Origin of the sequence: Streptomyces sp. NRRL B-1140, assembly GCF_001280065.1 — a bacterium.
Classification (GTDB): Bacteria; Actinomycetota; Actinomycetes; order Streptomycetales; family Streptomycetaceae; genus Streptomyces.
This window is the reverse complement of sequence record NZ_LGEA01000036.1, coordinates 48,249-68,247: the sequence shown is the minus strand read 5'-3', so window position 1 is coordinate 68,247 and position 19,999 is coordinate 48,249. Positions and strand designations below refer to the sequence as shown.

Genomic DNA, 19,999 nt, shown 5'->3' with positions numbered 1-19,999 from the left:
AGGACTGGTGGGGACGGGCGCCTACGACCGGCTCGGCGCCGGGCCCGTGCTCCCCCGCACCGTCAGCTCGGGCGAGATCAGCACGACCTCGTCGCTGCCGCGCCCCTCGAGCTTGGCGACCAGATGGTCCACGGCGTGCCGGCCCATCTCCTGCGCGGGGATGGCCACCGACGTGAGCCGCACCGAGGCCTGCGTCGCGACCTGGTCGGGGCAGATCGCGACCACCGACACGTCCTCGGGAACGGCCCGGCCCTGCTGTCGCAGCAGCGCGAGCAGCGGCTCCACCGCCGACTCGTTCTGCACGATCAGTCCCGAGGTGTCAGGGCGTTCGTCGAGGATCCGGGCGAGGGTGACCGCCATCGCGTCGTAGCCGCCCTCGCACGGCCGGTGCAGCAGCCGCACCCCCAGTTCCCGGGCACGGGAACGGAGCCCGTCGAGGGTGCGCTCGGCGAAGCCCGTGTGCCGCTCGTACACGGCCGGGGCTTCGCCGATGACGGCGATGTCCTGGTGCCCCTGCTTGGCCAGGTGCTCCACGCACAGTGCGCCCGTCGCGCGGAAGTCCAGATCGACGCAGGTCAGCCCGGTGGTGTCGGCGGGCAGACCGATCAGCACGGACGGCTGGTCCGTCGCGCGCAGCAACGGCAGCCGCTCGTCGTCGAGTTCGACGTCCATGAGGATCATGCCGTCGGCGAGCCCGCTGCCGGCCACGCGGCGCACCGCGTCGGGGCCCTCCTCGCCGGTGAGCAGCAGCACGTCGTACCCGTGGGCGCGGGCGGAGGTGGCGACGGCGATGGCGATCTCCATCATCACCGGCACGTACATGTCCGTGCGCAGCGGGACCATGAGCGCGATGATGTTCGACTTGCTGCTGGCCAGGGCGCGGGCCCCGGCGTTCGGGTGGTACCCGAGCTCGCGGATGCTCCGCTCGACCCGCTGCCGGGTGTTCGCGGAGATGGACCGCTTGCCGCTGAGGACATAGCTCACCGTGCTCGCCGAGACTCCGGCGTGCTGGGCGACCTCGGCGAGGGTGACCATCCAGCTCTCCAAGCTCTTGTGAAGCGCTTCGATAGTGCGCCTGGCTGATACGGGTGTGTGAGGGTGGTTCGACAGTAGCCCCAGTGGGAGTGGGTGTCCATAGATTATCGAAGCGCTTCGATACCTATTTCCGGAAGCGCCTCAAGGCCGGATCCGCCACGGGCCCGGCACCTCGATGCAACACCGTCGCCAGGCGGCCGACAAGGGCCGGGGGCGCTCCGCCCCCCTTCGGCTGAACGGACGCGCGAGGACTGGTGAGAGCGTCCGGATTCGGGTACCAACGATCCAGTAGCACTGGTCGGTAACGAAACGGTCCTCCATCTTCCTAGTTGCGGCGAGGTGCCCCTCATGTCCGCTTCCACCACCCCCTCTTCCCGTCCCGCCGTCACCGAGCGGGAGGCCCGTGAGGTGGCGGAGGCCGCCCGGGAACAGCACTGGCGCAAGCCCAGCTTCGCCAAGGAGCTGTTCCTCGGCCGCTTCCGGCTCGACCTCATCCACCCCCACCCCCTCCCCGCCGACGAGGCGGCCCAGCGCGGCGAGGAGTTCCTCGCCAAGCTCCGCGACTTCGTCGAGACCAAGGTCGACGGGGCCCTCATCGAACGCGAGGCCCGGATCCCCGACGAGGTGATCGACGGCCTGAAGGAGCTCGGCGCCTTCGGCATGAAGATCGACACCAAGTACGGCGGCCTCGGCCTCGGACAGGTGTACTACAACAAGGCGCTCGCCCTGGCCGGCTCGGCGAGCCCCGCGATCGGCGTCCTGCTCTCCGCGCACCAGTCGATCGGCGTGCCCCAGCCCCTGAAGCTGTTCGGCACGCAGGAGCAGCGGGAGCGCTTCCTCCCGCGCTGCGCCCGCACGGACATCAGCGCCTTCCTGCTCACCGAGCCCGACGTCGGCTCCGACCCGGCCCGCCTGGCCACCACGGCCGTGCCCGACGGGGACGACTACGTCCTCGACGGGGTGAAACTGTGGACCACCAACGGCGTCGTCGCGGACCTGCTGGTCGTCATGGCCCGGGTCCCCAAGAGCGAGGGCCACCGCGGCGGCATCACCGCCTTCGTCGTCGAGACGAACTCGCCGGGCGTCACGGTCGAGAACCGCAACGCCTTCATGGGTCTGCGCGGCATCGAGAACGGCGTCACCCGCTTCCACCAGGTCCGCGTCCCCGCCGCCAACCGCGTCGGCGAGGAGGGCCAGGGCCTGAAGATCGCCCTGACCACCCTCAACACCGGACGGCTCTCGCTGCCGGCCTCCTGTGTCGCGGCCGGCAAGTGGTGCCTGAAGATCGCCCGGGAGTGGTCGGCGGCCCGCGAGCAGTGGGGCAAGCCCGTCGCGCACCACGAGGCGGTCGGCTCCAAGATCTCCTTCATCGCCGCCACCACCTTCGCCCTGGAGGCCGTGACGGACCTGGCCTCCCAGATGGCCGACGAGGACCGCAACGACATCCGCATCGAAGGCGCCCTCGCCAAGCTGTACGCCTCCGAGATGGCCTGGACCATGGCCGACGAGCTGGTCCAGATCCGCGGCGGCCGCGGCTTCGAGACGGCCGACTCCCTGCGGGCCCGCGGCGAGCGCGGCGTCCCGGCCGAGCAGCTGCTGCGCGACCTGCGCATCAACCGCATCTTCGAGGGCTCCACCGAGATCATGCACCTGCTGATCGCGCGCGAGGCCGTCGACGCCCACCTCTCGGTCGCCGGCGACCTCATCGACCCCGAGAAGTCCCTGGGCGACAAGGCCAGGGCCGGCGCGAACGCGGGCGTCTTCTACGCCAAGTGGCTGCCGAAACTGGTCGCGGGCCCGGGCCAGCTCCCCGCCTCGTACGGCGAGTTCAAACACGACGTGGACCTCTCCGGCCACCTGCGTTACGTCGAGCGCACCGCCCGCAAGCTGGCCCGCTCCACCTTCTACGCCATGTCCCGCTGGCAGGGCCGGATGGAGTCCAAGCAGGGCTTCCTCGGCCGGATCGTCGACATCGGCGCCGAGCTGTTCGCCATGAGCGCCTCCTGCGTGCGGGCCGAGCTCCTGCGCAGCCAGGGCGACCACGGCCGGGAGGCCTACCAGCTGGCCGACGTCTTCTGCCGTCAGGCCAGGATCCGCGTCGAGGAGCTCTTCACCCGCCTGTGGACCAACACCGACGACCTCGACCGCAAGGTCGTCAAGGGCGTCCTGTCCGGCACGTACGAGTGGCTGGAGCAGGGCATCGTCGACCCGTCGGGCGAGGGCCCCTGGATCGCGGACGCGACACCGGGGCCGAGTCAGAAGGAGAACGTCCACCGGCCGATCAGGTAACCCCGGCTCTCCCGGGGGCGTGCACCGCTATGGCGCGCGCCCCCGGGAAGGGGATGCGCTGTCCTCACACACCGGCCTTACGGCAACAATGGAGCAATGAGCGACAGTCCAGCCCCCCTCGCCGACCCGCACCTCGTCTACGACCCCGTAGCGGGCAGTGGCCCGAAGGACGTGGTGATCCTCGGCTCCACCGGGTCCATCGGCACCCAGGCCATCGACCTCGTGCTGCGCAACCCCGACCGCTTCCGCGTCACGGGCCTGTCGGCCAACGGCGGTCGCATCGCCCTCCTCGCGGAGCAGGCGTACCGGCTGCGGGTGCGGACGGTCGCGGTCGCCCGTGAGGACGTCGTACCGGCCCTGCGCGAGGCGCTCACCGCTCAGTACGGCCCCGGCGAGCCGCTCCCCGAGCTCCTCGCCGGCCCGGACGCGGCCACCCACCTGGCGGCGTCCGACTGCCACACCGTCCTGAACGGCATCACCGGCTCCATCGGACTCGCCCCGACCCTGGCCGCCCTGGAGGCGGGCCGCACCCTCGCGCTCGCCAACAAGGAGTCGCTCATCGTCGGCGGCCCGCTGGTCAAGGCCCTCGCCAAGCCCGGGCAGATCATTCCCGTCGACTCCGAGCACGCCGCCCTCTTCCAGGCCCTGGCCGCCGGCACCCGCGCCGACGTCCGCAAGCTGGTCGTCACCGCCTCCGGCGGCCCCTTCCGCGGCCGCAGCAAGGCCGAGCTCGCGAGCGTCACCGTCGAGGACGCCCTCGCCCACCCCACCTGGGCCATGGGCCCGGTCATCACGATCAACTCCGCGACCCTCGTCAACAAGGGCCTGGAGGTCATCGAGGCACACCTCCTCTACGACATTCCCTTCGACCGCATTGAGGTGGTCGTGCATCCCCAGTCGTATGTCCACTCGATGGTTGAGTTCACGGATGGATCGACACTGGCCCAGGCGACCCCGCCCGACATGCGCGGGCCCATCGCCATCGGCCTCGGCTGGCCCGAGCGCGTGCCCGACGCCGCCCCCACCTTCGACTGGAGCAAGGCCTCGACCTGGGAGTTCTTCCCGCTCGACAACGAGGCCTTCCCCTCGGTGAACCTCGCCCGGCACGTGGGCGAGCTCGCGGGCACCGCCCCGGCGGTGTTCAACGCGGCCAACGAGGAGTGCGTGGAGGCGTTCCGCCAGGGCTCGCTGCCCTTCAACGGGATCATCGACACCGTCACCCGGGTCGTCGAGGAGCACGGCACGCCACGTGCGGGAACCTCGCTCACCGTGTCGGACGTCCTCGAAGCGGAGACCTGGGCGCGGACCCGGGCCCGGCAACTGGCGGCACAGACGGCGGAGGCCCGTGCATGACGACCCTGATGTTCATCCTCGGCATAGTCCTCTTCGCGGTCGGCCTGCTCGTCTCGATCGCGTGGCACGAGCTGGGGCACCTGTCCACCGCCAAGCTCTTCGGCATCCGCGTGCCGCAGTACATGGTCGGCTTCGGGCCCACGATCTTCTCGCGCAGGAAGGGCGAGACGGAGTACGGCATCAAGGCCATCCCCTTCGGCGGCTACATCCGCATGATCGGCATGTTCCCGCCCGGCCCCGACGGCCGGATGGAAGCCCGCTCCACCTCTCCGTGGCGCGGCATGATCGAGGACGCCCGCACCGCCGCCTACGAGGAACTCCAGCCGGGCGACGAGAAGCGCATGTTCTACACGCGCGCCCCCTGGAAGCGCGTGATCGTGATGTTCGCGGGCCCCTTCATGAACCTCGTCCTGGCGGTGGCGCTGTTCCTCACCGTCCTGATGGGCTTCGGCATCACCCAGCAGACCACCACGGTCAGCTCGGTCTCCCAGTGCGTCATCGCGCAGAACGAGAACCGCGACAAGTGCGAGAAGGGCGACCCGGCCGCCCCCGCCGCCGCGGCGGGCCTCAAGGCCGGCGACAAGATCGTCTCCTTCAACGGGGTGAAGACCGACGACTGGAACAAACTGTCCGATCTGATCCGCGCCACCCCCGGCAAGGAGGTGCCGATCGTCGTCGAGCGGAGCGGCCAGGACATCACCCTGCACGCGAAGATCGCCACCAACCAGGTCGCCAAGAAGGACGCGAGCGGCCAGATCGTCGAGGGACAGTACGTCCAGGCCGGCTTCCTCGGCTTCAGCGCCGCCACCGGCGTGGTCAAGCAGGACTTCGGCGACTCCGTGACCTGGATGGGCGACCGCATCGGCGAGGCCGTCGACTCCCTCGCCGCGCTCCCCGGCAAGATCCCGGCCCTGTGGAACGCGGCCTTCGACGGCGCCGAGCGCGAGGCCGACTCCCCGATGGGCGTGGTCGGCGCGGCCCGCGTCGGCGGTGAGATCTTCACCCTCGACATCCCGCCCACCCAGCAGCTGGCCATGGCCCTGATGCTGGTCGCGGGCTTCAACCTCTCCCTGTTCCTGTTCAACATGCTCCCGCTGCTGCCGCTCGACGGCGGTCACATCGCGGGCGCCCTGTGGGAGTCGCTGCGGCGCAACACGGCCAAGGTGCTGCGCCGGCCCGACCCGGGCCCCTTCGACGTGGCGAAGCTCATGCCGGTCGCCTACGTCGTCGCGGGGATCTTCATCTGCTTCACGATCCTGGTTCTGATCGCGGACGTGGTGAACCCGGTGAAAATCTCCTAGTCATACGGCGTTCACGGCGGCCCGGCAGGCTTTTCGCCGGGCCGCCTCCCATCGAGTGGCACAGCGGGTGGGATGTGCTCGCCCCGAGGCACGTGCCGTAATCTCGAAGCTCGGAGCCCGCTGCTCACGGGACCGGACCTTGATCCACGACTTGGGGTTGCACAGCAGATGACTGCGATTTCTCTCGGCATGCCGTCCGTTCCGACCAAGCTCGCCGAGCGCCGGAAGAGCCGCCAGATCCAGGTCGGAACCGTGGCCGTCGGCGGAGACGCCCCCGTGTCGGTGCAGTCGATGACCACGACGCGCACCTCCGACATCGGCGCGACCCTCCAGCAGATCGCCGAACTCACCGCCTCCGGCTGCCAGATCGTCCGCGTGGCCTGCCCGACCCAGGACGACGCCGACGCGCTGGCGACCATCGCCCGCAAGTCGCAGATCCCGGTCATCGCCGACATCCACTTCCAGCCGAAGTACGTCTTCGCCGCCATCGAGGCCGGCTGTGCGGCGGTCCGCGTCAACCCGGGCAACATCAAGCAGTTCGACGACAAGGTCAAGGAGATCGCCAAGGCGGCCCGCGACCACGGCACCCCGATCCGCATCGGCGTCAACGCCGGCTCCCTCGACCGCCGCCTGCTCCAGAAGTACGGCAAGGCCACCCCCGAGGCCCTCGTCGAGTCGGCCCTGTGGGAGGCGTCCCTCTTCGAGGAGCACGACTTCCGCGACATCAAGATCTCCGTCAAGCACAACGACCCGGTCGTCATGATCGAGGCCTACAAGCAGCTCGCCGCCCAGTGCGACTACCCCCTGCACCTCGGCGTCACCGAGGCGGGCCCCGCCTTCCAGGGCACGATCAAGTCGGCCGTCGCCTTCGGCGCGCTCCTCTCCCAGGGCATCGGCGACACCATCCGCGTCTCGCTCTCGGCCCCGCCGGTCGAGGAGGTCAAGGTCGGCAACCAGATCCTGGAGTCCCTGAACCTCAAGCAGCGTGGTCTCGAGATCGTCTCCTGCCCCTCCTGCGGCCGCGCCCAGGTCGACGTCTACAAGCTCGCCGAAGAGGTCACGGCCGGCCTCACCGGCATGGAGGTCCCTCTCCGCGTCGCCGTCATGGGCTGTGTCGTCAACGGCCCCGGCGAGGCCCGCGAGGCCGACCTCGGCGTCGCCTCCGGCAACGGCAAGGGCCAGATCTTCGTCAAGGGCGAGGTCATCAAGACCGTCCCCGAGTCGAAGATCGTCGAGACGCTGATCGAAGAGGCGATGAAGATCGCCGAGCAGATGGAGAAGGACGGCGTGACCTCGGGCGAACCGTCGGTGGCGGTCGCGGGCTGATCACTTGACGACGAGGGTGCCCGCGCCCCGCTCTTCCGGGGGCGCGGGGAACTGCGCGAACGGCCACGATGCCGTCGCAGCCGCCGTCATACCGCCGCTCCCGAGCTCCGGGGCGTCCCGCCCAGGCAGCGCAGCTATAGTGCGGAGACCAGCAACCCCAGTTCGTGAGGCCCGCACGTGTTGACGCAGACCACCTCACGGGTCCTCGAACCGAGCGACCTGGACGCCGCGCTCGCCGTCCTCGACCGCGAGCCGGTCGCGAACGCCTTCGTGACGTCCCGCGTCCAGATCGCCGGACTCGACCCGTGGCGGCTCGGCGGTGAGATGTGGGGCTGGTACGAGGACGGCATACTCACCTCCCTCTGCTACGCCGGCGCCAACCTCGTCCCGATCTGCGCCGGTCCGCGCGCCGTCCGCGCCTTCGCCGACCGCGCCCGCCGGGCCGGTCGCCGCTGCTCCTCCATCGTCGGCCCCTCCGGCCCCACCTCCGACCTGTGGCGGCTCCTGGAACCCCAGTGGGGCCCGGCCCGCGACGTCCGCCGCCACCAGCCGCTCATGGTCACCGACCGCCTCCCGGACGGCATCACCCCGGACCCCTACGTCCGTCGCGTCCGCAAGGACGAGATGGAGACGATCATGCCGGCCTGCGTGGCCATGTTCACCGAAGAGGTCGGCGTCTCTCCGCTGGCCGGCGACGGCGGCCTGCTCTACCAGGCCCGCGTCGCCGAACTCGTCGGCTCCGGCCGCGCCTTCGCCCGTTTCGACGCGGACGGCAAGGTCGTCTTCAAGGCCGAGATCGGCGCCGCGACGGACCGGGCCTGCCAGATCCAGGGCGTCTGGGTGGCCCCCGAATACCGGGGCACCGGCATGGCGGCTCCCGGCATGGCGGCGGTCCTGCGCTACGCCCTGGCCGACGTCGCGCCCGTGGTCAGCCTGTACGTCAACGACTTCAACACGCCGGCCAGGCGGGCCTACCAGCGCGTGGGCTTCCAGGAAGTGGGAGCTTTCATGAGCGTCCTGTTCTGAAGCGCCCTCAGAGGCGCGGGGAACTGCGCGATCAGCCACATCCGGCCTGCACCCGGCACGGAACGGGAACCCCCCTGTAGGCTCCCCGCCATGGACCTGGTGATCGGCCCACTCGACCTCTCCGCCCACGTGGACGAAGCGCTGGCCGTCCAGGCCGTGGCCTTCGGCCTGGGCCCGGACGAGGTAGCCGTCCGCCGCCAGATCGTCCTGCGCCACATGACCTACCCGGGTGCGAGAGCCCTCGGCGCCACAGCCGACGGCAACCTCGTCGGTTTCGTCTACGGCATGCCCAACGACCGCACCCACTGGTGGTCCACCGTCGTCGAGCCCTACCTCCGCGCCCAGCACAACGACCACTGGCTCGACGACTCCTTCGTGATCACCGAACTGCACGTCCACCCGGCGTACCAGAACCGCGGCCTCGGGCGTTCCCTGATCACCACGATCACCGACGGCGCCGACGAACCCCGCTCGATCCTCTCCGCGATCGACACGGACAGCCCCGCCCGCGCCCTCTACCGCTCGCTCGGCTACCAGGACCTGGCCCGCCAGGTGCTCTTCCCCAGCGCGCCCAAGCCGTACGCCGTGATGGGCGCCCCTCTGCCCCTGCGCCGCTCATAACCGATTTCCACCCCCGCGCACCCCCCGGATAACCTCCTGCCATCACCTTCCCCCACTCAGGGCTCCGCTCGAGCGGGGGGACCCCCAGCAGCAGGAGCAGAGGAACCATGGCGAACGTACCGGTCCAGCGCATGTCCCAGTTGTTGGCGAAGACGTTGCGCGACGACCCGGCCGACGCCGAGGTCCTCAGCCACAAGCTCCTCGTCCGCGCCGGCTACGTGCGCCGCACCGCCGCCGGTGTCTGGAGCTGGCTGCCCCTCGGCAAGAAGGTGCTGGCCAACGTCGAGCGGATCGTCCGCGAGGAGATGGACGCCGTCGGCGCCCAGGAGGTCCTGCTCCCCGCCATCCTCCCGCGCGAGCCCTACGAGGCCACCGGCCGCTGGGACGAGTACGGCCCCGAGCTGTTCCGCCTCCAGGACCGCAGGGGCGGCGACTACCTCCTCGGCCCCACCCACGAGGAGATCTTCACCCTCCTGGTCAAGGACCAGGCGTCCTCCTACAAGGACCTGCCGGTCATCCTCTACCAGATCCAGAACAAGTACCGCGACGAGGCCCGCCCCCGCGCCGGCATCCTGCGCGGCCGCGAGTTCCTGATGAAGGACTCCTACTCCTTCGACACCGAGGACGAGGGCCTCGCCAAGTCCTACGCCCTGCACCGCGAGGCCTACCAGAAGATCTTCGCGCGTCTGGGCCTCGACTACCGCATCTGCGCCGCGACCGCCGGTGCGATGGGCGGCTCCAAGTCCGAGGAGTTCCTCGCCCCGGCCGAGGCGGGCGAGGACACCTTCGCCGACTGCCCGAACTGCGACTTCGCCGCCAACACCGAGGCGATCGCGTACGAGTTGAAGCCCGTCGACGGCTCGGACGTGCCGGCCGCCGAGGACATCCCGACCCCCGACACCCCGACCATCGAGACCCTCGCCGCCCACCTCGGCGTCCCGGCCTCGGCCACGCTGAAGAACCTCCTCGTGAAGGTCGACGGCGAGATCGTCGCCGTCGGCGTCCCCGGGGACCGCGAGGTCGACATGGACAAGGTCGAGGCGCACTTCGCCCCGGCCGCCGTCGAGCTGGTCACCGAGACGGACTTCGCCGCCCGCCCCGACCTGGTCCGCGGCTACGTCGGACCGCAGGGCCTGGACAAGGTCACCTACATCGCCGACCCGCGCGTCGCCCCCGGCACGGCCTGGATCACCGGCGCCAACAAGGCCGGCACGCACACGAAGAACGTCGTCGCGGGCCGTGACTTCGAGGTCGACACGTACGTGGACGTCGTGGTCGTGCAGGAGGGCGACCCCTGCCCGAAGTGCGGCACGGGCCTCGTTCTGGACCGCGCCATCGAGATCGGCCACATCTTCCAGCTGGGCCGCAAGTACGCCGACGCCCTAAAGCTCGACGTCCTCGGCCAGAACGGCAAGCCGGTCCGCGTCACCATGGGCTCCTACGGCATCGGCGTCTCCCGTGCGGTGGCCGCCCTCGCCGAGCAGAGCGCCGACGACAAGGGCCTGTGCTGGCCCGCCGAGGTCGCCCCGGCCGACGTCCACGTGGTCGCCGCCGGCAAGGCCCTCCAGACCGAACTGGCCCTGGACATCTCCCAGAAGCTGGCCGCCGCCGGTGTCCGCGTCCTGGTCGACGACCGCCCCGGCGTCTCCCCGGGCGTCAAGTTCACCGACTCCGAGCTGATCGGCGTACCGCAGATCCTCGTGGCCGGGCGGCGGGCGGCCGACGGTGTGGTGGAACTGAAGGACCGCCGCACCGGCGAGCGCGAGGAGCTGACCGTCGAGGAGGCCGTCGCCCGCCTCACGGCGTAGCCCCGGCAAGGGCGGTTGCGGCAGCCCGTGGCCCGCACCCACCCGGCTGTGAGCGCTCCGGTGGCGGAGCGCTCACAGCCAGGCCGCGAACTCCAGCAACAGTTCCGCGTCCCGCGGCCGTCCGACCCGCCCCGCCCGCACGCCCGACTCCACGGCCCGGAACAGCGTCCAGCCCCGCAGCCGGTCCTGGTCCACGTCCAGGGACTCGGCGAGCCGCTTCACCCGGCGCCGGGTCGTGGCCGCGCCGGACGGCTGGGCGATCAGGTCCTCCACCCGGTCCCGGACCAGCCGGGCCAGGTCGAAGGCGCACTCGCCGACCACCGGGTCAGGTCCCACGGCCAGCCACGGCATCCGCTCCCCGGCGAGCACCTTGCTCTGCCGGAACGTGCCGTGCAGCAGCCGGTGCTCGGGCGGCGCGGCCAGCAACTCCTCGCGCGCCGCGAGCGCCGGATCGACCAGCGCGGCCACCTCGGGCTCGGCCCGTGCCCGTGCCCGCATCGCCTCGGCCTGCCGCCCGGTCCGCTCGGCGACCGTCTCGAAGACGAAGTCGGCGGGCGGCTCCACCCACAGCCGCCGCAGCGTTCCCGCCGCCTCCAGCAGCGCCTTCGCCTCCGGCAGCGACCGCACCGACACATCCGGATGCAGCCGCTCCAGCAGCAGTGCGCCCTCAGACGAAACAGGGTCGAGCAGTTGTACGGCGCCCCGCCCGGCCCAGTGCGCGAGCGCGGCCCGCTCCGCCTCCGGACGGGCCCGGCCCGGCGCCAGCTTGAGTACGGCGGGCGTACCGCCGGCCGTCCGCACCAGCAGGACCAGGCTGCTGCGCCCACCGGGCACCTGCACCCGCTCCACGGTCAACTCGCGTAGCGCGACGGCCCGCTGCGCCGCCTCGGGCAGCTTTTCCAGCCAGTCGTCACCGTCCGGCGCCGTCTCACCGAGCGCCCTCACCAGACGCTGCGGCGGTTCGAAAACCATGCGCGAGTCGTTCCCTTCGTGCTGTCCGCGGTGCGTGCCCCGCGAGGGTCACGCCGTCGGCGCCGCCGAGGGCGGGGCCGTGCCGGCCCGCTCGGCGAGCCCAGGGAAGGCTACGCTCTCGCCGCGCCAGCGCACCGCCCGCACCGCAGCCTCCCGCAGCGCCTCGGCGGCCAGGGCCCGGCGCCCGCCCCCCGCCGCGCGCACCAGGTCGGCGTACACCCCGGCCACCCGGTCCTCCAGCTCGGCGGCGAGCCGCACGGCCGCCGCCGCGTCCGGCACCTGGAAGGGCAGCGCGTAACCGGCGGACGCGGCCACCGGCCGGCCCCCCAGGTCCTTCACCTCGCGTACCAGGGCGTCCCTGCGGGCCCGGTGCGCGTCGTAGGCCGTGACCGCCTCGGCGCGCTTCCCCTCGCCGATCCTCCCGCCGACGACGCCGTATCCGTAGACCGCCGCGTGCTCGGCCGCCAGCGCCGCCTGCAGAGCCCGCAGCTCCCGGTCCTTCTCCGCGCTCACGCGCCACCCTCCGTCAGCAGATACACATGCGCCGCCCCGGCCGCCGCCACCGACGCCAGCAGGCGCGCCAGCTCGCCCGGAGCACCGCCCAGCGCCTTGACCCGCCGGTCGGCCAGCTCCCGCTCCGCCGCGGCGAGCCCGGCGAGGGCGTCCTTGTCGTTCCCCGGCACGGACAGCGACGGCGAGGGAGAGGCCGACGCGGACACCGAAACCGACGGGGACGCCGAGGGCGATGCTTTTCGGCCACCGCCGAACGCCTGCGTGTGCCGCACGACCTCCTCGCGCAGCGGCCGCAGCCGGTCCGCGAGCCCCGGCCGGGCCGCGATCACCGCGTCGTAGCGCTCCGCCAGCCCCTCGCTGTCGCGTGCGGCGCGCGCACGTGCCCGGTCGGCGGCCGCCGGGCCGTCCGGGGCCGGGCCGCCGGAGTCCCCGCCGGTGCAGCCCGTCAGGACGAGGGCCGCCGGGGCGGCGGCGAGCAGACTCCTTCTGCGCGGCCCCGAGCGGGTTCGCGGCGAGGGGGGGAACGGCACGTCAGACGTCCTCGGGGCTCGTGTCGAGAAACTTCGAGAAGGATGCGGGAAAACAGGGGACCGCACGGGCTGCGCGCCCGTGATCACGGTACCCGGGCCGCGGTCCGGCATCACTCAGCGGCACCGTTCGTGACCGGGTGGACGGCAACACTCCCCGCGACCGGATACCCTTTGACCAGACACGCGACCCATCCCACAACAGCACACGCGGCCGAGGAGTCACCCGGATGAGCACCACCCAGAGCGAGAGGCTGCGAGAGCTACTGGAACCGCTCGTCAGCTCCCAGGGCCTGGATCTCGAGGAGATCGAGGTGGACTCCGTCGGACGCAAGCGGGTGCTGCGCGTCGTCGTCGACTCGGACACGGGCGCCGACCTGGACCAGATCGCCGATGTGAGCCGCGCGCTCTCGGCGAAGCTCGACGAGACGGACGCGATGGGCGAGGGCGAATACACCCTCGAGGTCGGCACCCCGGGCGCGGAGCGCCTCCTCACGGAACACCGCCACTACGTCCGCGCCGCGGACCGGCTGGTGAAGTTCCAGCTGGCCGAGGGCGGCGAGCTGGTCGCCAGGATCCTGAAGGTCGACGACGAGGGTGTCGACACCGAGGTGCCCGGCGTGAAGGGCCGCAAGGCCACCGCGCGCAGGATCGCCTTCGACGACATCGTCCGGGCGCGTGTCCAGGTCGAGTTCAGCCGCAAGGACAAGAAGGAAGAGGAGGCGTAGCCGTGGACATCGACATGAGCGCCCTGCGGGGCTTGGTACGGGAGAAGGAGATCTCCTTCCCCCTGCTGGTCGAGGCGATCGAGTCGGCCCTCCTCATCGCCTACCACCGCACCGAGGGAAGCCGCCGTCACGCGCGCGTGGAGCTCAACCGGGAGACCGGCCATGTGACCGTGTGGGCGAAGGAGGACCCCGACGACCTCGAGGAGGGCCAGGAGGCCCGCGAGTTCGACGACACCCCGTCCGGTTTCGGCCGTATCGCCGCCACCACGGCCAAGCAGGTCATCCTGCAGCGCCTGCGCGACGCCGAGGACGACGCGACGCTCGGCGAGTACGCCGGCCGCGAGGGCGACATCGTCACCGGAGTGGTCCAGCAGGGCCGTGACCCGAAGAACGTGCTCGTCGACATCGGCAAGCTCGAGGCCATCCTGCCCGTGCAGGAGCAGGTGCCGGGGGAGACCTACCCCCACGGCATGCGCCTGCGCACCTACGTCGTGCGGGTGGCCAAGGGCGTCCGCGGGCCGTCCGTCACCCTCTCGCGCACGCATCCCAACCTGGTGAAGAAGCTCTTCGCCCTGGAGGTGCCGGAGATCGCCGACGGGTCGGTGGAGATCGCCGCGATCGCCCGCGAGGCCGGTCACCGCACGAAGATCGCCGTCCGGTCCACGCGCTCCGGCCTGAACGCCAAGGGTGCCTGCATCGGCCCCATGGGCGGCCGTGTGCGCAATGTCATGGGCGAGCTGAACGGCGAGAAGATCGACATCGTCGACTGGTCGGAGGACCCGGGGGAGATGGTGGCGAACGCGCTGTCCCCGGCCCGCGTCTCCAAGGTGGAGATCGTGGACATGGCGGCCAGGTCGGCCCGGGTGACCGTGCCCGATTACCAGCTGTCCCTGGCCATCGGCAAGGAGGGGCAGAACGCCCGCCTCGCGGCCCGGCTGACCGGCTGGCGGATCGACATCCGCCCGGACACCGAACCGGCCGCGGCCGGCACTCAGGAATAGATCCAAGCCGCGCGCCGTTCAGATCACGACAGGTTCATGCGCGGCAACTGTTCGAATCCTGCCCCAAAGGGGTGAGGAGCGTACGGGGAGGTAGACTTAGCAGTGTCTGGCCGGACGCGCGCCCGCGCATGCCCTGAACGCACCTGTGTGGGGTGTCGGGAGCGAGCGGCCAAGGCCGAACTGCTGCGGATCGTGGCGATCAAGGACGCGTGCGTCCCTGATCCACGCGGTACGCTGCCCGGCCGGGGTGCGTACGTACACCCCGCACCGGTCTGTCTCGACCAGGCGGTACGCCGCCGGGCGTTCCCGAGGGCACTGCGCGTCCCGGGGCCGCTCGACACAAAGGCGTTGCGCCAGTACGTCGAGCAGACGACAGTTGCCGAGCAGGCAACACGGTAAGACGTGCCGTACGGAACCCCGTACGGCTAGGTACCTCGCGAGTCGAAAGCAGGTCGAGATTGCGATGAGCACTCGATGAGTACGCGATGAGTACGCCCATGAACTAGCGACGGTCCGGACGCAACCCGGACCTCAAAGGAGCGAAGTGGCTAAGGTCCGGGTCTACGAACTCGCCAAGGAGTTCGGCGTCGAGAGCAAGGTCGTCATGGCCAAGCTCCAGGAACTCGGTGAATTCGTCCGTTCGGCGTCTTCGACGATCGAAGCGCCCGTTGTACGCAAGCTGACGGACGCCCTCCAGCAGGGCAGCGGTGGCGGCAAGCCCGCCCCCGCCCGCAAGGCTGCCCCGGCGAAGCCGGGTGCCCCCTCTCCCGCGCAGGCCGCCCGTCCGGCCGCCCCGCGCCCGCCGGCCCCCAAGCCGGCCGCCGAGAAGCCCGCGGCTCCCGCCGCGCCGGCCACTCCCGGCCCCCGTCCCACCCCGGGCCCGAAGCCCGCGCCGCGGCCCGCCCCGGCGTCCCCGGCTCCGACCACGCCCGAGTTCACGGCGCCCCCGTCGGCTCCCGCCGCCCCGGCCGCTTCTCAGGGCCAGGGCCAGGGTCAGGGCTCCGGCCCGCGTCCGGGCGCCCCGCGTCCGGCCGGCCAGGCCCCGCGTCCGGGTGCCCCGCGTCCGGGCGGTCAGGGCCAGGGAGGCCAGGGCCGCGGTGACCGCGGCGACCGTCCCGGCGCTCCGCGTCCGGGTGGCGGTGCCCCGCGTCCCGGCGCCCGTCCGGCGGGTCCCCGTCCGGGCAACAACCCCTTCACCTCCGGCGGCTCCACCGGCATGGCGCGCCCGCAGGCGCCCCGTCCGGGCGGTGCCCCGCGTCCGGGTGGCCCCGGTGCGCCCGGTGGCGCCCCGCGTCCGCAGGGCCAGGGCGGCCAGGGCGGTCCCCGTCCGCAGGGTGCCGGTGGCGGTCCTCGTCCGCAGGCCCCGGGCGGCGCGCGTCCGACCCCGGGCGGCATGCCCCGTCCGCAGGGCGGCGGCCCGCGTCCCGGCGGCGGTCCCGGCGGTCCGCGTCCGAACCCCGGCATGATGCCGCAGCGTCCGGCTGCCGGCCCCCGTCCCGGCGGTGGCCCCGGTGGCCGCGGTCCCGGTGGCGGCGGTCGTCCCGGTGGCGGCGGTCGTCCGGGTGGCGGCGGCTTCGCCGGCCGTCCCGGTGGCGGCGGTGGCGGTTTCGCCGGTCGTCCCGGTGGTCCCGGTGGCGGTGGCGGCGGTTTCGCCGGTCGTCCCGGTGGTCCCGGTGGCGGCGGCCGTCCCGGCTTCGGTGGCCGTCCCGGCGGTCCCGGTGGCCGTGGTGGCACGCAGGGTGCCTTCGGCCGTCCCGGCGGTCCCGCGCGTCGTGGCCGCAAGTCGAAGCGGCAGAGGCGCCAGGAGTACGAGGCCATGCAGGCCCCGTCGGTCGGCGGTGTGATGCTGCCTCGCGGCAACGGCGAGACCGTTCGCCTGTCGCGCGGTGCCTCGCTCACCGACTTCGCGGAGAAGATCAACGCCAACCCGGCGTCGCTCGTCGCGGTCATGATGAACCTCGGCGAGATGGTCACGGCCACGCAGTCCGTCTCCGACGAGACGCTGCAGCTCCTCGCCGACGAGATGAACTACACGGTTCAGATCGTCAGCCCGGAGGAGGAGGACCGCGAGCTCCTCGAGTCCTTCGACATCGAGTTCGGCGAGGACGAGGGCGACGAGGAGGACCTGATGGTCCGCCCGCCCGTCGTCACCGTCATGGGTCACGTCGACCACGGTAAGACCCGGCTCCTCGACGCCATCCGCAAGACGAACGTCATCGCGGGCGAGGCCGGCGGCATCACCCAGCACATCGGTGCCTACCAGGTCGCGACCGAGGTCAACGACGAAGAGCGCAAGATCACCTTCATCGACACCCCGGGTCACGAGGCGTTCACCGCCATGCGTGCCCGTGGTGCGCGGTCGACCGACATCGCGATCCTGGTCGTCGCGGCCAACGACGGCGTCATGCCGCAGACGGTCGAGGCGCTCAACCACGCCAAGGCGGCCGACGTCCCGATCGTCGTCGCGGTCAACAAGATCGACGTCGAGGGCGCCGACCCGACCAAGGTGCGCGGTCAGCTGACCGAGTACGGCCTGGTGGCCGAGGAGTACGGCGGCGACACCATGTTCGTCGACATCTCCGCCAAGCAGGGTCTGCACATCGACTCCCTGCTGGAGGCCGTGGTCCTCACCGCGGACGCCTCGCTCGACCTGCGGGCCAACCCGAACCAGGACGCGCAGGGCATCTCGATCGAGTCCCGCCTCGACCGCGGCCGTGGTGCCGTGTCGACGGTCCTCGTCCAGCGAGGCACGCTGCGGGTCGGCGACACCATGGTGGTCGGCGACGCGTACGGCCGAGTCCGGGCGATGCACGACGACAACGGCAACAGCGTGGCCGAGGCCGGCCCGTCGACGCCGGTTCAGGTCCTGGGCCTGACCAACGTCCCGGGTGCGGGCGACAACTTCCTGGTGGTCGACGAGGACCGTACGGCCCGTCAGATCGCCGAGAAGCGCGCCGCCCGTGAGCGCAACGCCGCGTTCGCCAAGCGCACGCGCCGCGTCTCGCTCGAGGACCTGGACAAGGTGCTCAAGGCCGGCGAGGTCCAGCAGCTGAACCTGATCATCAAGGGTGACGCTTCCGGATCCGTCGAGGCGCTCGAGTCCTCGCTGCTCCAGCTGGACGTCGGCGAAGAGGTCGACATCCGCGTCCTGCACCGCGGTGTCGGTGCGGTCACGGAGTCCGACATCGACCTGGCCATGGGCTCCGACGCCATCGTCATCGGCTTCAACGTGCGCGCCGCCGGGCGTGCGCAGCAGATGGCCGAGCGCGAGGGTGTCGACGTCCGGTACTACTCGGTCATCTACCAGGCGATCGAGGAGATCGAGGCGGCCCTCAAGGGCATGCTCAAGCCGGAGTACGAAGAGGTCGAGCTCGGTACGGCGGAGATCCGCGAGGTCTTCAAGTCGTCCAAGCTGGGCAACATCGCGGGTGTTCTCATCCGCTCCGGCGAGGTCAAGCGCAACACCAAGGCGCGCCTCATCCGCGACGGCAAGGTGGTCGCGGAGAACCTCAACATCGAGGGTCTGCGTCGCTTCAAGGACGACGTCACCGAGATCCGCGAAGGGTTCGAGGGCGGTATCAACCTCGGCAACTTCAACGACATCAAGGTCGACGACGTCATCGCGACGTACGAGATGCGCGAGAAGCCGCGCGTCTGACCTGAGCCACGATCGGGGCCGGTCGGCGGGAGTTATTCCGTCGATCGGCCCCGGCCGTTGCGTGTACGGTTCCCGTATCGGCGTCGAAGCGTGGCGCCCGTACCCCGAACCGGCGGGACATCCGGATACACACATGTATGTGGGGACTCTGTCCTTCGACCTCCTCCTCGGCGACGTCCACTCGCTCAAGGAGAAGCGCTCTCTCGTCCGTCCGATCGTGGCCGAACTCCAGCGCAAGTACGGGGTGAGCGCGGCCGAGACGGGTAACCAGGACCTCCACCGCAGGGCCGAGATCGGGCTCGCGGTGGTCTCAGGGGAGACGGGTCACCTCACCGACGTCCTGGACCGCTGTGAGCGGCTCGTCGCCGGGCGGCCCGAAGTCGAGCTGCTCTCGGTTCGACGCAGGCTCCACAGCGACGAAGACTGAAGCAACAAGTAAGCACTTAAGGAGACGGACCAGTGGCCGACAACGCGCGCGCCAAAAGGCTGGCGGACCTCATCCGAGAGGTGGTGGCCCAGAAGCTGCAGCGCGGGATCAAGGACCCGCGGCTCGGCTCGCACGTCACCATCACGGACACCCGCGTCACCGGTGACCTGAGGGAGGCGACCGTCTTCTACACGGTGTACGGGGACGACGAGGAGCGCAACGAGGCCGCAGCCGGCCTGGAGAGCGCCAAGGGCATCCTGCGCTCCGAGGTGGGCCGGGCCGCCGGCGTGAAGTTCACGCCGACCCTGACCTTCGTCATGGACGCCCTCCCGGACAACGCCCGCACCATCGAGGACCTCCTCGACAAGGCGCGCCAGTCCGACGAGAAGGTGCGCGAGGCGTCCGCGGGCGCGAAGTACGCCGGCGACGCCGACCCGTACCGCAAGCCCGACGAGGACGACGAGACGGACGACAGCGCGGAATGACCCAGAAGCCCACCACGCCCGACGGCCTTGTCATCGTCGACAAGCCGTCGGGCTTCACTTCGCACGACGTCGTCGCCAAGATGCGCGGCATCGCCAGGACACGACGCGTCGGGCACGCCGGCACCCTCGACCCGATGGCGACGGGCGTCCTCGTCCTCGGCGTCGAGAAGGCCACCAAGCTCCTCGGCCACCTCGCGCTGACCGAGAAGGAATACCTGGGCACCATCCGGCTCGGGCAGAACACCCTCACGGACGACGCCGAGGGGGAGATCACCTCCTCCATTGACGCCTCCAAGGTCACCCGCGACGCCATCGACGCCGGCATCGCCGCGCTGACCGGCGACATCATGCAGGTGCCGTCCAAGGTCAGCGCCATCAAGATCAACGGTGTGCGGTCCTACAAGCGGGCCCGCGAGGGCGAGGAGTTCGAGATCCCGGCCCGGCCGGTCACGGTCTCGTCCTTCGGCGTGTACGACGTCCGGGACGCCGTCGCCGACGACGGCACGGCCGTCCTCGACCTGGTCGTCTCGGTCGTCTGCTCCTCCGGTACCTACATCCGGGCCCTGGCCCGCGACCTGGGCGCCGGTCTGGGGGTCGGCGGTCACCTCACCGCGCTGCGCCGTACCCGCGTCGGCCCCTACAAGCTGGACGCGGCCCGTACCCTCGACCAGCTCCAGCAGGAGCTGACCGTGATGCCGATCGCCGAGGCCGCCGCTGCCGCGTTCCCCCGGTGGGACGTCGACGCCCGGCGGGCCAGGCTGCTCACCAACGGCGTCCGGCTGGAGATGCCCGAGACCTACGCGGGCGCCGGACCCGTCGCCGTCTTCGACCCCGAGGGCCGCTTCCTCGCGCTCGTCGAGGAGCAGCGGGGCAAGGCCAGGAGTCTGGCCGTCTTCGCCTGACGGTCCGGGGAGCGGGGGTCCGCCCGT

Annotated in this window: 18 protein-coding genes; 14 read left to right on the top strand and 4 right to left on the bottom strand. The window is 71.4% G+C overall.

Annotated elements, in window-relative coordinates:
* Positions 1 to 21: 21 nt before the first annotated feature.
* Positions 22 to 1,035, bottom strand: a complete 1,014-nt coding sequence (locus ADK65_RS05610; RefSeq protein ID WP_053668683.1) for a LacI family DNA-binding transcriptional regulator — start codon at positions 1,033 to 1,035, stop codon at positions 22 to 24.
* Between the two features lie 348 nt (positions 1,036 to 1,383).
* On the opposite strand from ADK65_RS05610, the gene ADK65_RS05605 reads away from it, so the two are divergent.
* From ADK65_RS05605 to ADK65_RS05575, 7 genes are all read left to right on the top strand, one after another.
* Complete coding sequence (locus ADK65_RS05605) at positions 1,384 to 3,324, top strand: acyl-CoA dehydrogenase family protein (RefSeq protein ID WP_053668682.1); 1,941 nt, start codon at positions 1,384 to 1,386, stop codon at positions 3,322 to 3,324.
* A 96-nt stretch (positions 3,325 to 3,420) separates the two neighbouring features.
* A complete protein-coding gene (dxr, locus tag ADK65_RS05600; RefSeq protein ID WP_053668681.1) occupies positions 3,421 to 4,677 on the top strand; it encodes a 1-deoxy-D-xylulose-5-phosphate reductoisomerase in 1,257 nt (418 codons plus the stop codon).
* Between the two features lie 8 nt (positions 4,678 to 4,685).
* Positions 4,686 to 5,978 carry a M50 family metallopeptidase gene (locus tag ADK65_RS05595; RefSeq protein ID WP_107092224.1) on the top strand — a complete coding sequence of 431 codons (1,293 nt, stop codon included), beginning with the start codon at positions 4,686 to 4,688 and terminating at the stop codon, positions 5,976 to 5,978.
* Positions 5,979 to 6,146: 168 nt separating this feature from the next.
* The gene (gene ispG, locus ADK65_RS05590; protein WP_053668679.1) at positions 6,147 to 7,304 is read left to right on the top strand and encodes a flavodoxin-dependent (E)-4-hydroxy-3-methylbut-2-enyl-diphosphate synthase; all 1,158 of its coding nucleotides are present in this window, start codon (positions 6,147 to 6,149) and stop codon (positions 7,302 to 7,304) included.
* Between the two features lie 177 nt (positions 7,305 to 7,481).
* Positions 7,482 to 8,330 carry a GNAT family N-acetyltransferase gene (locus ADK65_RS05585; RefSeq protein ID WP_053668678.1) on the top strand — a complete coding sequence of 283 codons (849 nt, stop codon included), beginning with the start codon at positions 7,482 to 7,484 and terminating at the stop codon, positions 8,328 to 8,330.
* A 90-nt stretch (positions 8,331 to 8,420) separates the two neighbouring features.
* Complete coding sequence (locus tag ADK65_RS05580; protein WP_053668677.1) at positions 8,421 to 8,951, top strand: GNAT family N-acetyltransferase; 531 nt, start codon at positions 8,421 to 8,423, stop codon at positions 8,949 to 8,951.
* Positions 8,952 to 9,058: 107 nt separating this feature from the next.
* Positions 9,059 to 10,759: a proline--tRNA ligase gene (locus tag ADK65_RS05575; RefSeq protein ID WP_053668676.1), complete on the top strand. Its 1,701-nt coding sequence runs from the start codon at positions 9,059 to 9,061 to the stop codon at positions 10,757 to 10,759.
* Between the two features lie 72 nt (positions 10,760 to 10,831).
* On the opposite strand, the gene ADK65_RS05570 is transcribed toward ADK65_RS05575, so the two are convergent.
* The 3 genes from ADK65_RS05570 to ADK65_RS05560 are packed head-to-tail and all read right to left on the bottom strand — an operon-like array spanning position 10,832 to position 12,774.
* Entirely contained in the window at positions 10,832 to 11,731 is a 900-nt protein-coding gene (locus ADK65_RS05570) for an aminoglycoside phosphotransferase family protein (protein ID WP_053668675.1), read from the bottom strand.
* Positions 11,732 to 11,779: 48 nt separating this feature from the next.
* A complete protein-coding gene (locus ADK65_RS05565; protein ID WP_053668674.1) occupies positions 11,780 to 12,244 on the bottom strand; it encodes a ferritin-like domain-containing protein in 465 nt (154 codons plus the stop codon).
* On the bottom strand, positions 12,241 to 12,774 hold the full coding sequence (locus ADK65_RS05560; RefSeq protein ID WP_053668673.1) for a hypothetical protein: 534 nt from the start codon (positions 12,772 to 12,774) through the stop codon (positions 12,241 to 12,243). The genes ADK65_RS05565 and ADK65_RS05560 overlap by 4 nt, the downstream gene beginning before the upstream one ends.
* A 227-nt stretch (positions 12,775 to 13,001) precedes the next feature.
* Between ADK65_RS05560 and rimP the strand changes: the two genes are divergently transcribed.
* The 7 genes from rimP to truB all read left to right on the top strand — a co-directional run bounded on the left by rimP (position 13,002) and on the right by truB (position 19,972).
* The gene (gene rimP / locus ADK65_RS05555) at positions 13,002 to 13,499 is read left to right on the top strand and encodes a ribosome maturation factor RimP (protein WP_053668672.1); all 498 of its coding nucleotides are present in this window, start codon (positions 13,002 to 13,004) and stop codon (positions 13,497 to 13,499) included.
* Between the two features lie 2 nt (positions 13,500 to 13,501).
* The gene (gene nusA / locus ADK65_RS05550; RefSeq protein WP_053668671.1) at positions 13,502 to 14,500 is read left to right on the top strand and encodes a transcription termination factor NusA; all 999 of its coding nucleotides are present in this window, start codon (positions 13,502 to 13,504) and stop codon (positions 14,498 to 14,500) included.
* A 102-nt stretch (positions 14,501 to 14,602) separates the two neighbouring features.
* Entirely contained in the window at positions 14,603 to 14,899 is a 297-nt protein-coding gene (locus ADK65_RS36780; RefSeq protein WP_078955822.1) for a YlxR family protein, read from the top strand.
* Positions 14,900 to 15,044: 145 nt separating this feature from the next.
* Positions 15,045 to 18,158, top strand: a complete 3,114-nt coding sequence (gene infB, locus ADK65_RS36775) for a translation initiation factor IF-2 (RefSeq protein ID WP_078955821.1) — start codon at positions 15,045 to 15,047, stop codon at positions 18,156 to 18,158.
* A gap of 133 nt (positions 18,159 to 18,291) precedes the next feature.
* Positions 18,292 to 18,585, top strand: a complete 294-nt coding sequence (locus ADK65_RS05540) for a DUF503 domain-containing protein (RefSeq protein WP_030853207.1) — start codon at positions 18,292 to 18,294, stop codon at positions 18,583 to 18,585.
* Between the two features lie 32 nt (positions 18,586 to 18,617).
* Positions 18,618 to 19,070, top strand: coding sequence for a 30S ribosome-binding factor RbfA (gene rbfA, locus ADK65_RS05535; RefSeq protein ID WP_053668669.1), 453 nt, complete (start codon positions 18,618 to 18,620; stop codon positions 19,068 to 19,070).
* Positions 19,067 to 19,972 (top strand): tRNA pseudouridine(55) synthase TruB, encoded by a 906-nt coding sequence (gene truB / locus ADK65_RS05530; protein WP_053668668.1) that lies wholly within the window; start codon positions 19,067 to 19,069, stop codon positions 19,970 to 19,972. The genes rbfA and truB overlap by 4 nt, the downstream gene beginning before the upstream one ends.
* Positions 19,973 to 19,999: the final 27 nt, after the last annotated feature.

Excerpts from the sequence above, each read along its gene's own strand:
- truB (WP_053668668.1), top strand. The coding sequence starts at position 19,067 with ATGACCCAGAAGCCCACCACGCCCGACGGCCTTGTCATCGTCGACAAG.
- ADK65_RS05575 (WP_053668676.1), top strand. The coding sequence starts at position 9,059 with ATGGCGAACGTACCGGTCCAGCGCATGTCCCAGTTGTTGGCGAAGACG.
- ADK65_RS05580 (WP_053668677.1), top strand. The coding sequence starts at position 8,421 with ATGGACCTGGTGATCGGCCCACTCGACCTCTCCGCCCACGTGGACGAA.
- ADK65_RS05570 (WP_053668675.1), bottom strand. The coding sequence starts at position 11,731 with ATGGTTTTCGAACCGCCGCAGCGTCTGGTGAGGGCGCTCGGTGAGACG.
- dxr (WP_053668681.1), top strand. The coding sequence starts at position 3,421 with ATGAGCGACAGTCCAGCCCCCCTCGCCGACCCGCACCTCGTCTACGAC.
- ispG (WP_053668679.1), top strand. The coding sequence starts at position 6,147 with ATGACTGCGATTTCTCTCGGCATGCCGTCCGTTCCGACCAAGCTCGCC.
- ADK65_RS05540 (WP_030853207.1), top strand. The coding sequence starts at position 18,292 with ATGTATGTGGGGACTCTGTCCTTCGACCTCCTCCTCGGCGACGTCCAC.
- ADK65_RS05595 (WP_107092224.1), top strand. The coding sequence starts at position 4,686 with ATGTTCATCCTCGGCATAGTCCTCTTCGCGGTCGGCCTGCTCGTCTCG.
- rimP (WP_053668672.1), top strand. The coding sequence starts at position 13,002 with ATGAGCACCACCCAGAGCGAGAGGCTGCGAGAGCTACTGGAACCGCTC.
- ADK65_RS05605 (WP_053668682.1), top strand. The coding sequence starts at position 1,384 with ATGTCCGCTTCCACCACCCCCTCTTCCCGTCCCGCCGTCACCGAGCGG.
- ADK65_RS05610 (WP_053668683.1), bottom strand. The coding sequence starts at position 1,035 with ATGGTCACCCTCGCCGAGGTCGCCCAGCACGCCGGAGTCTCGGCGAGC.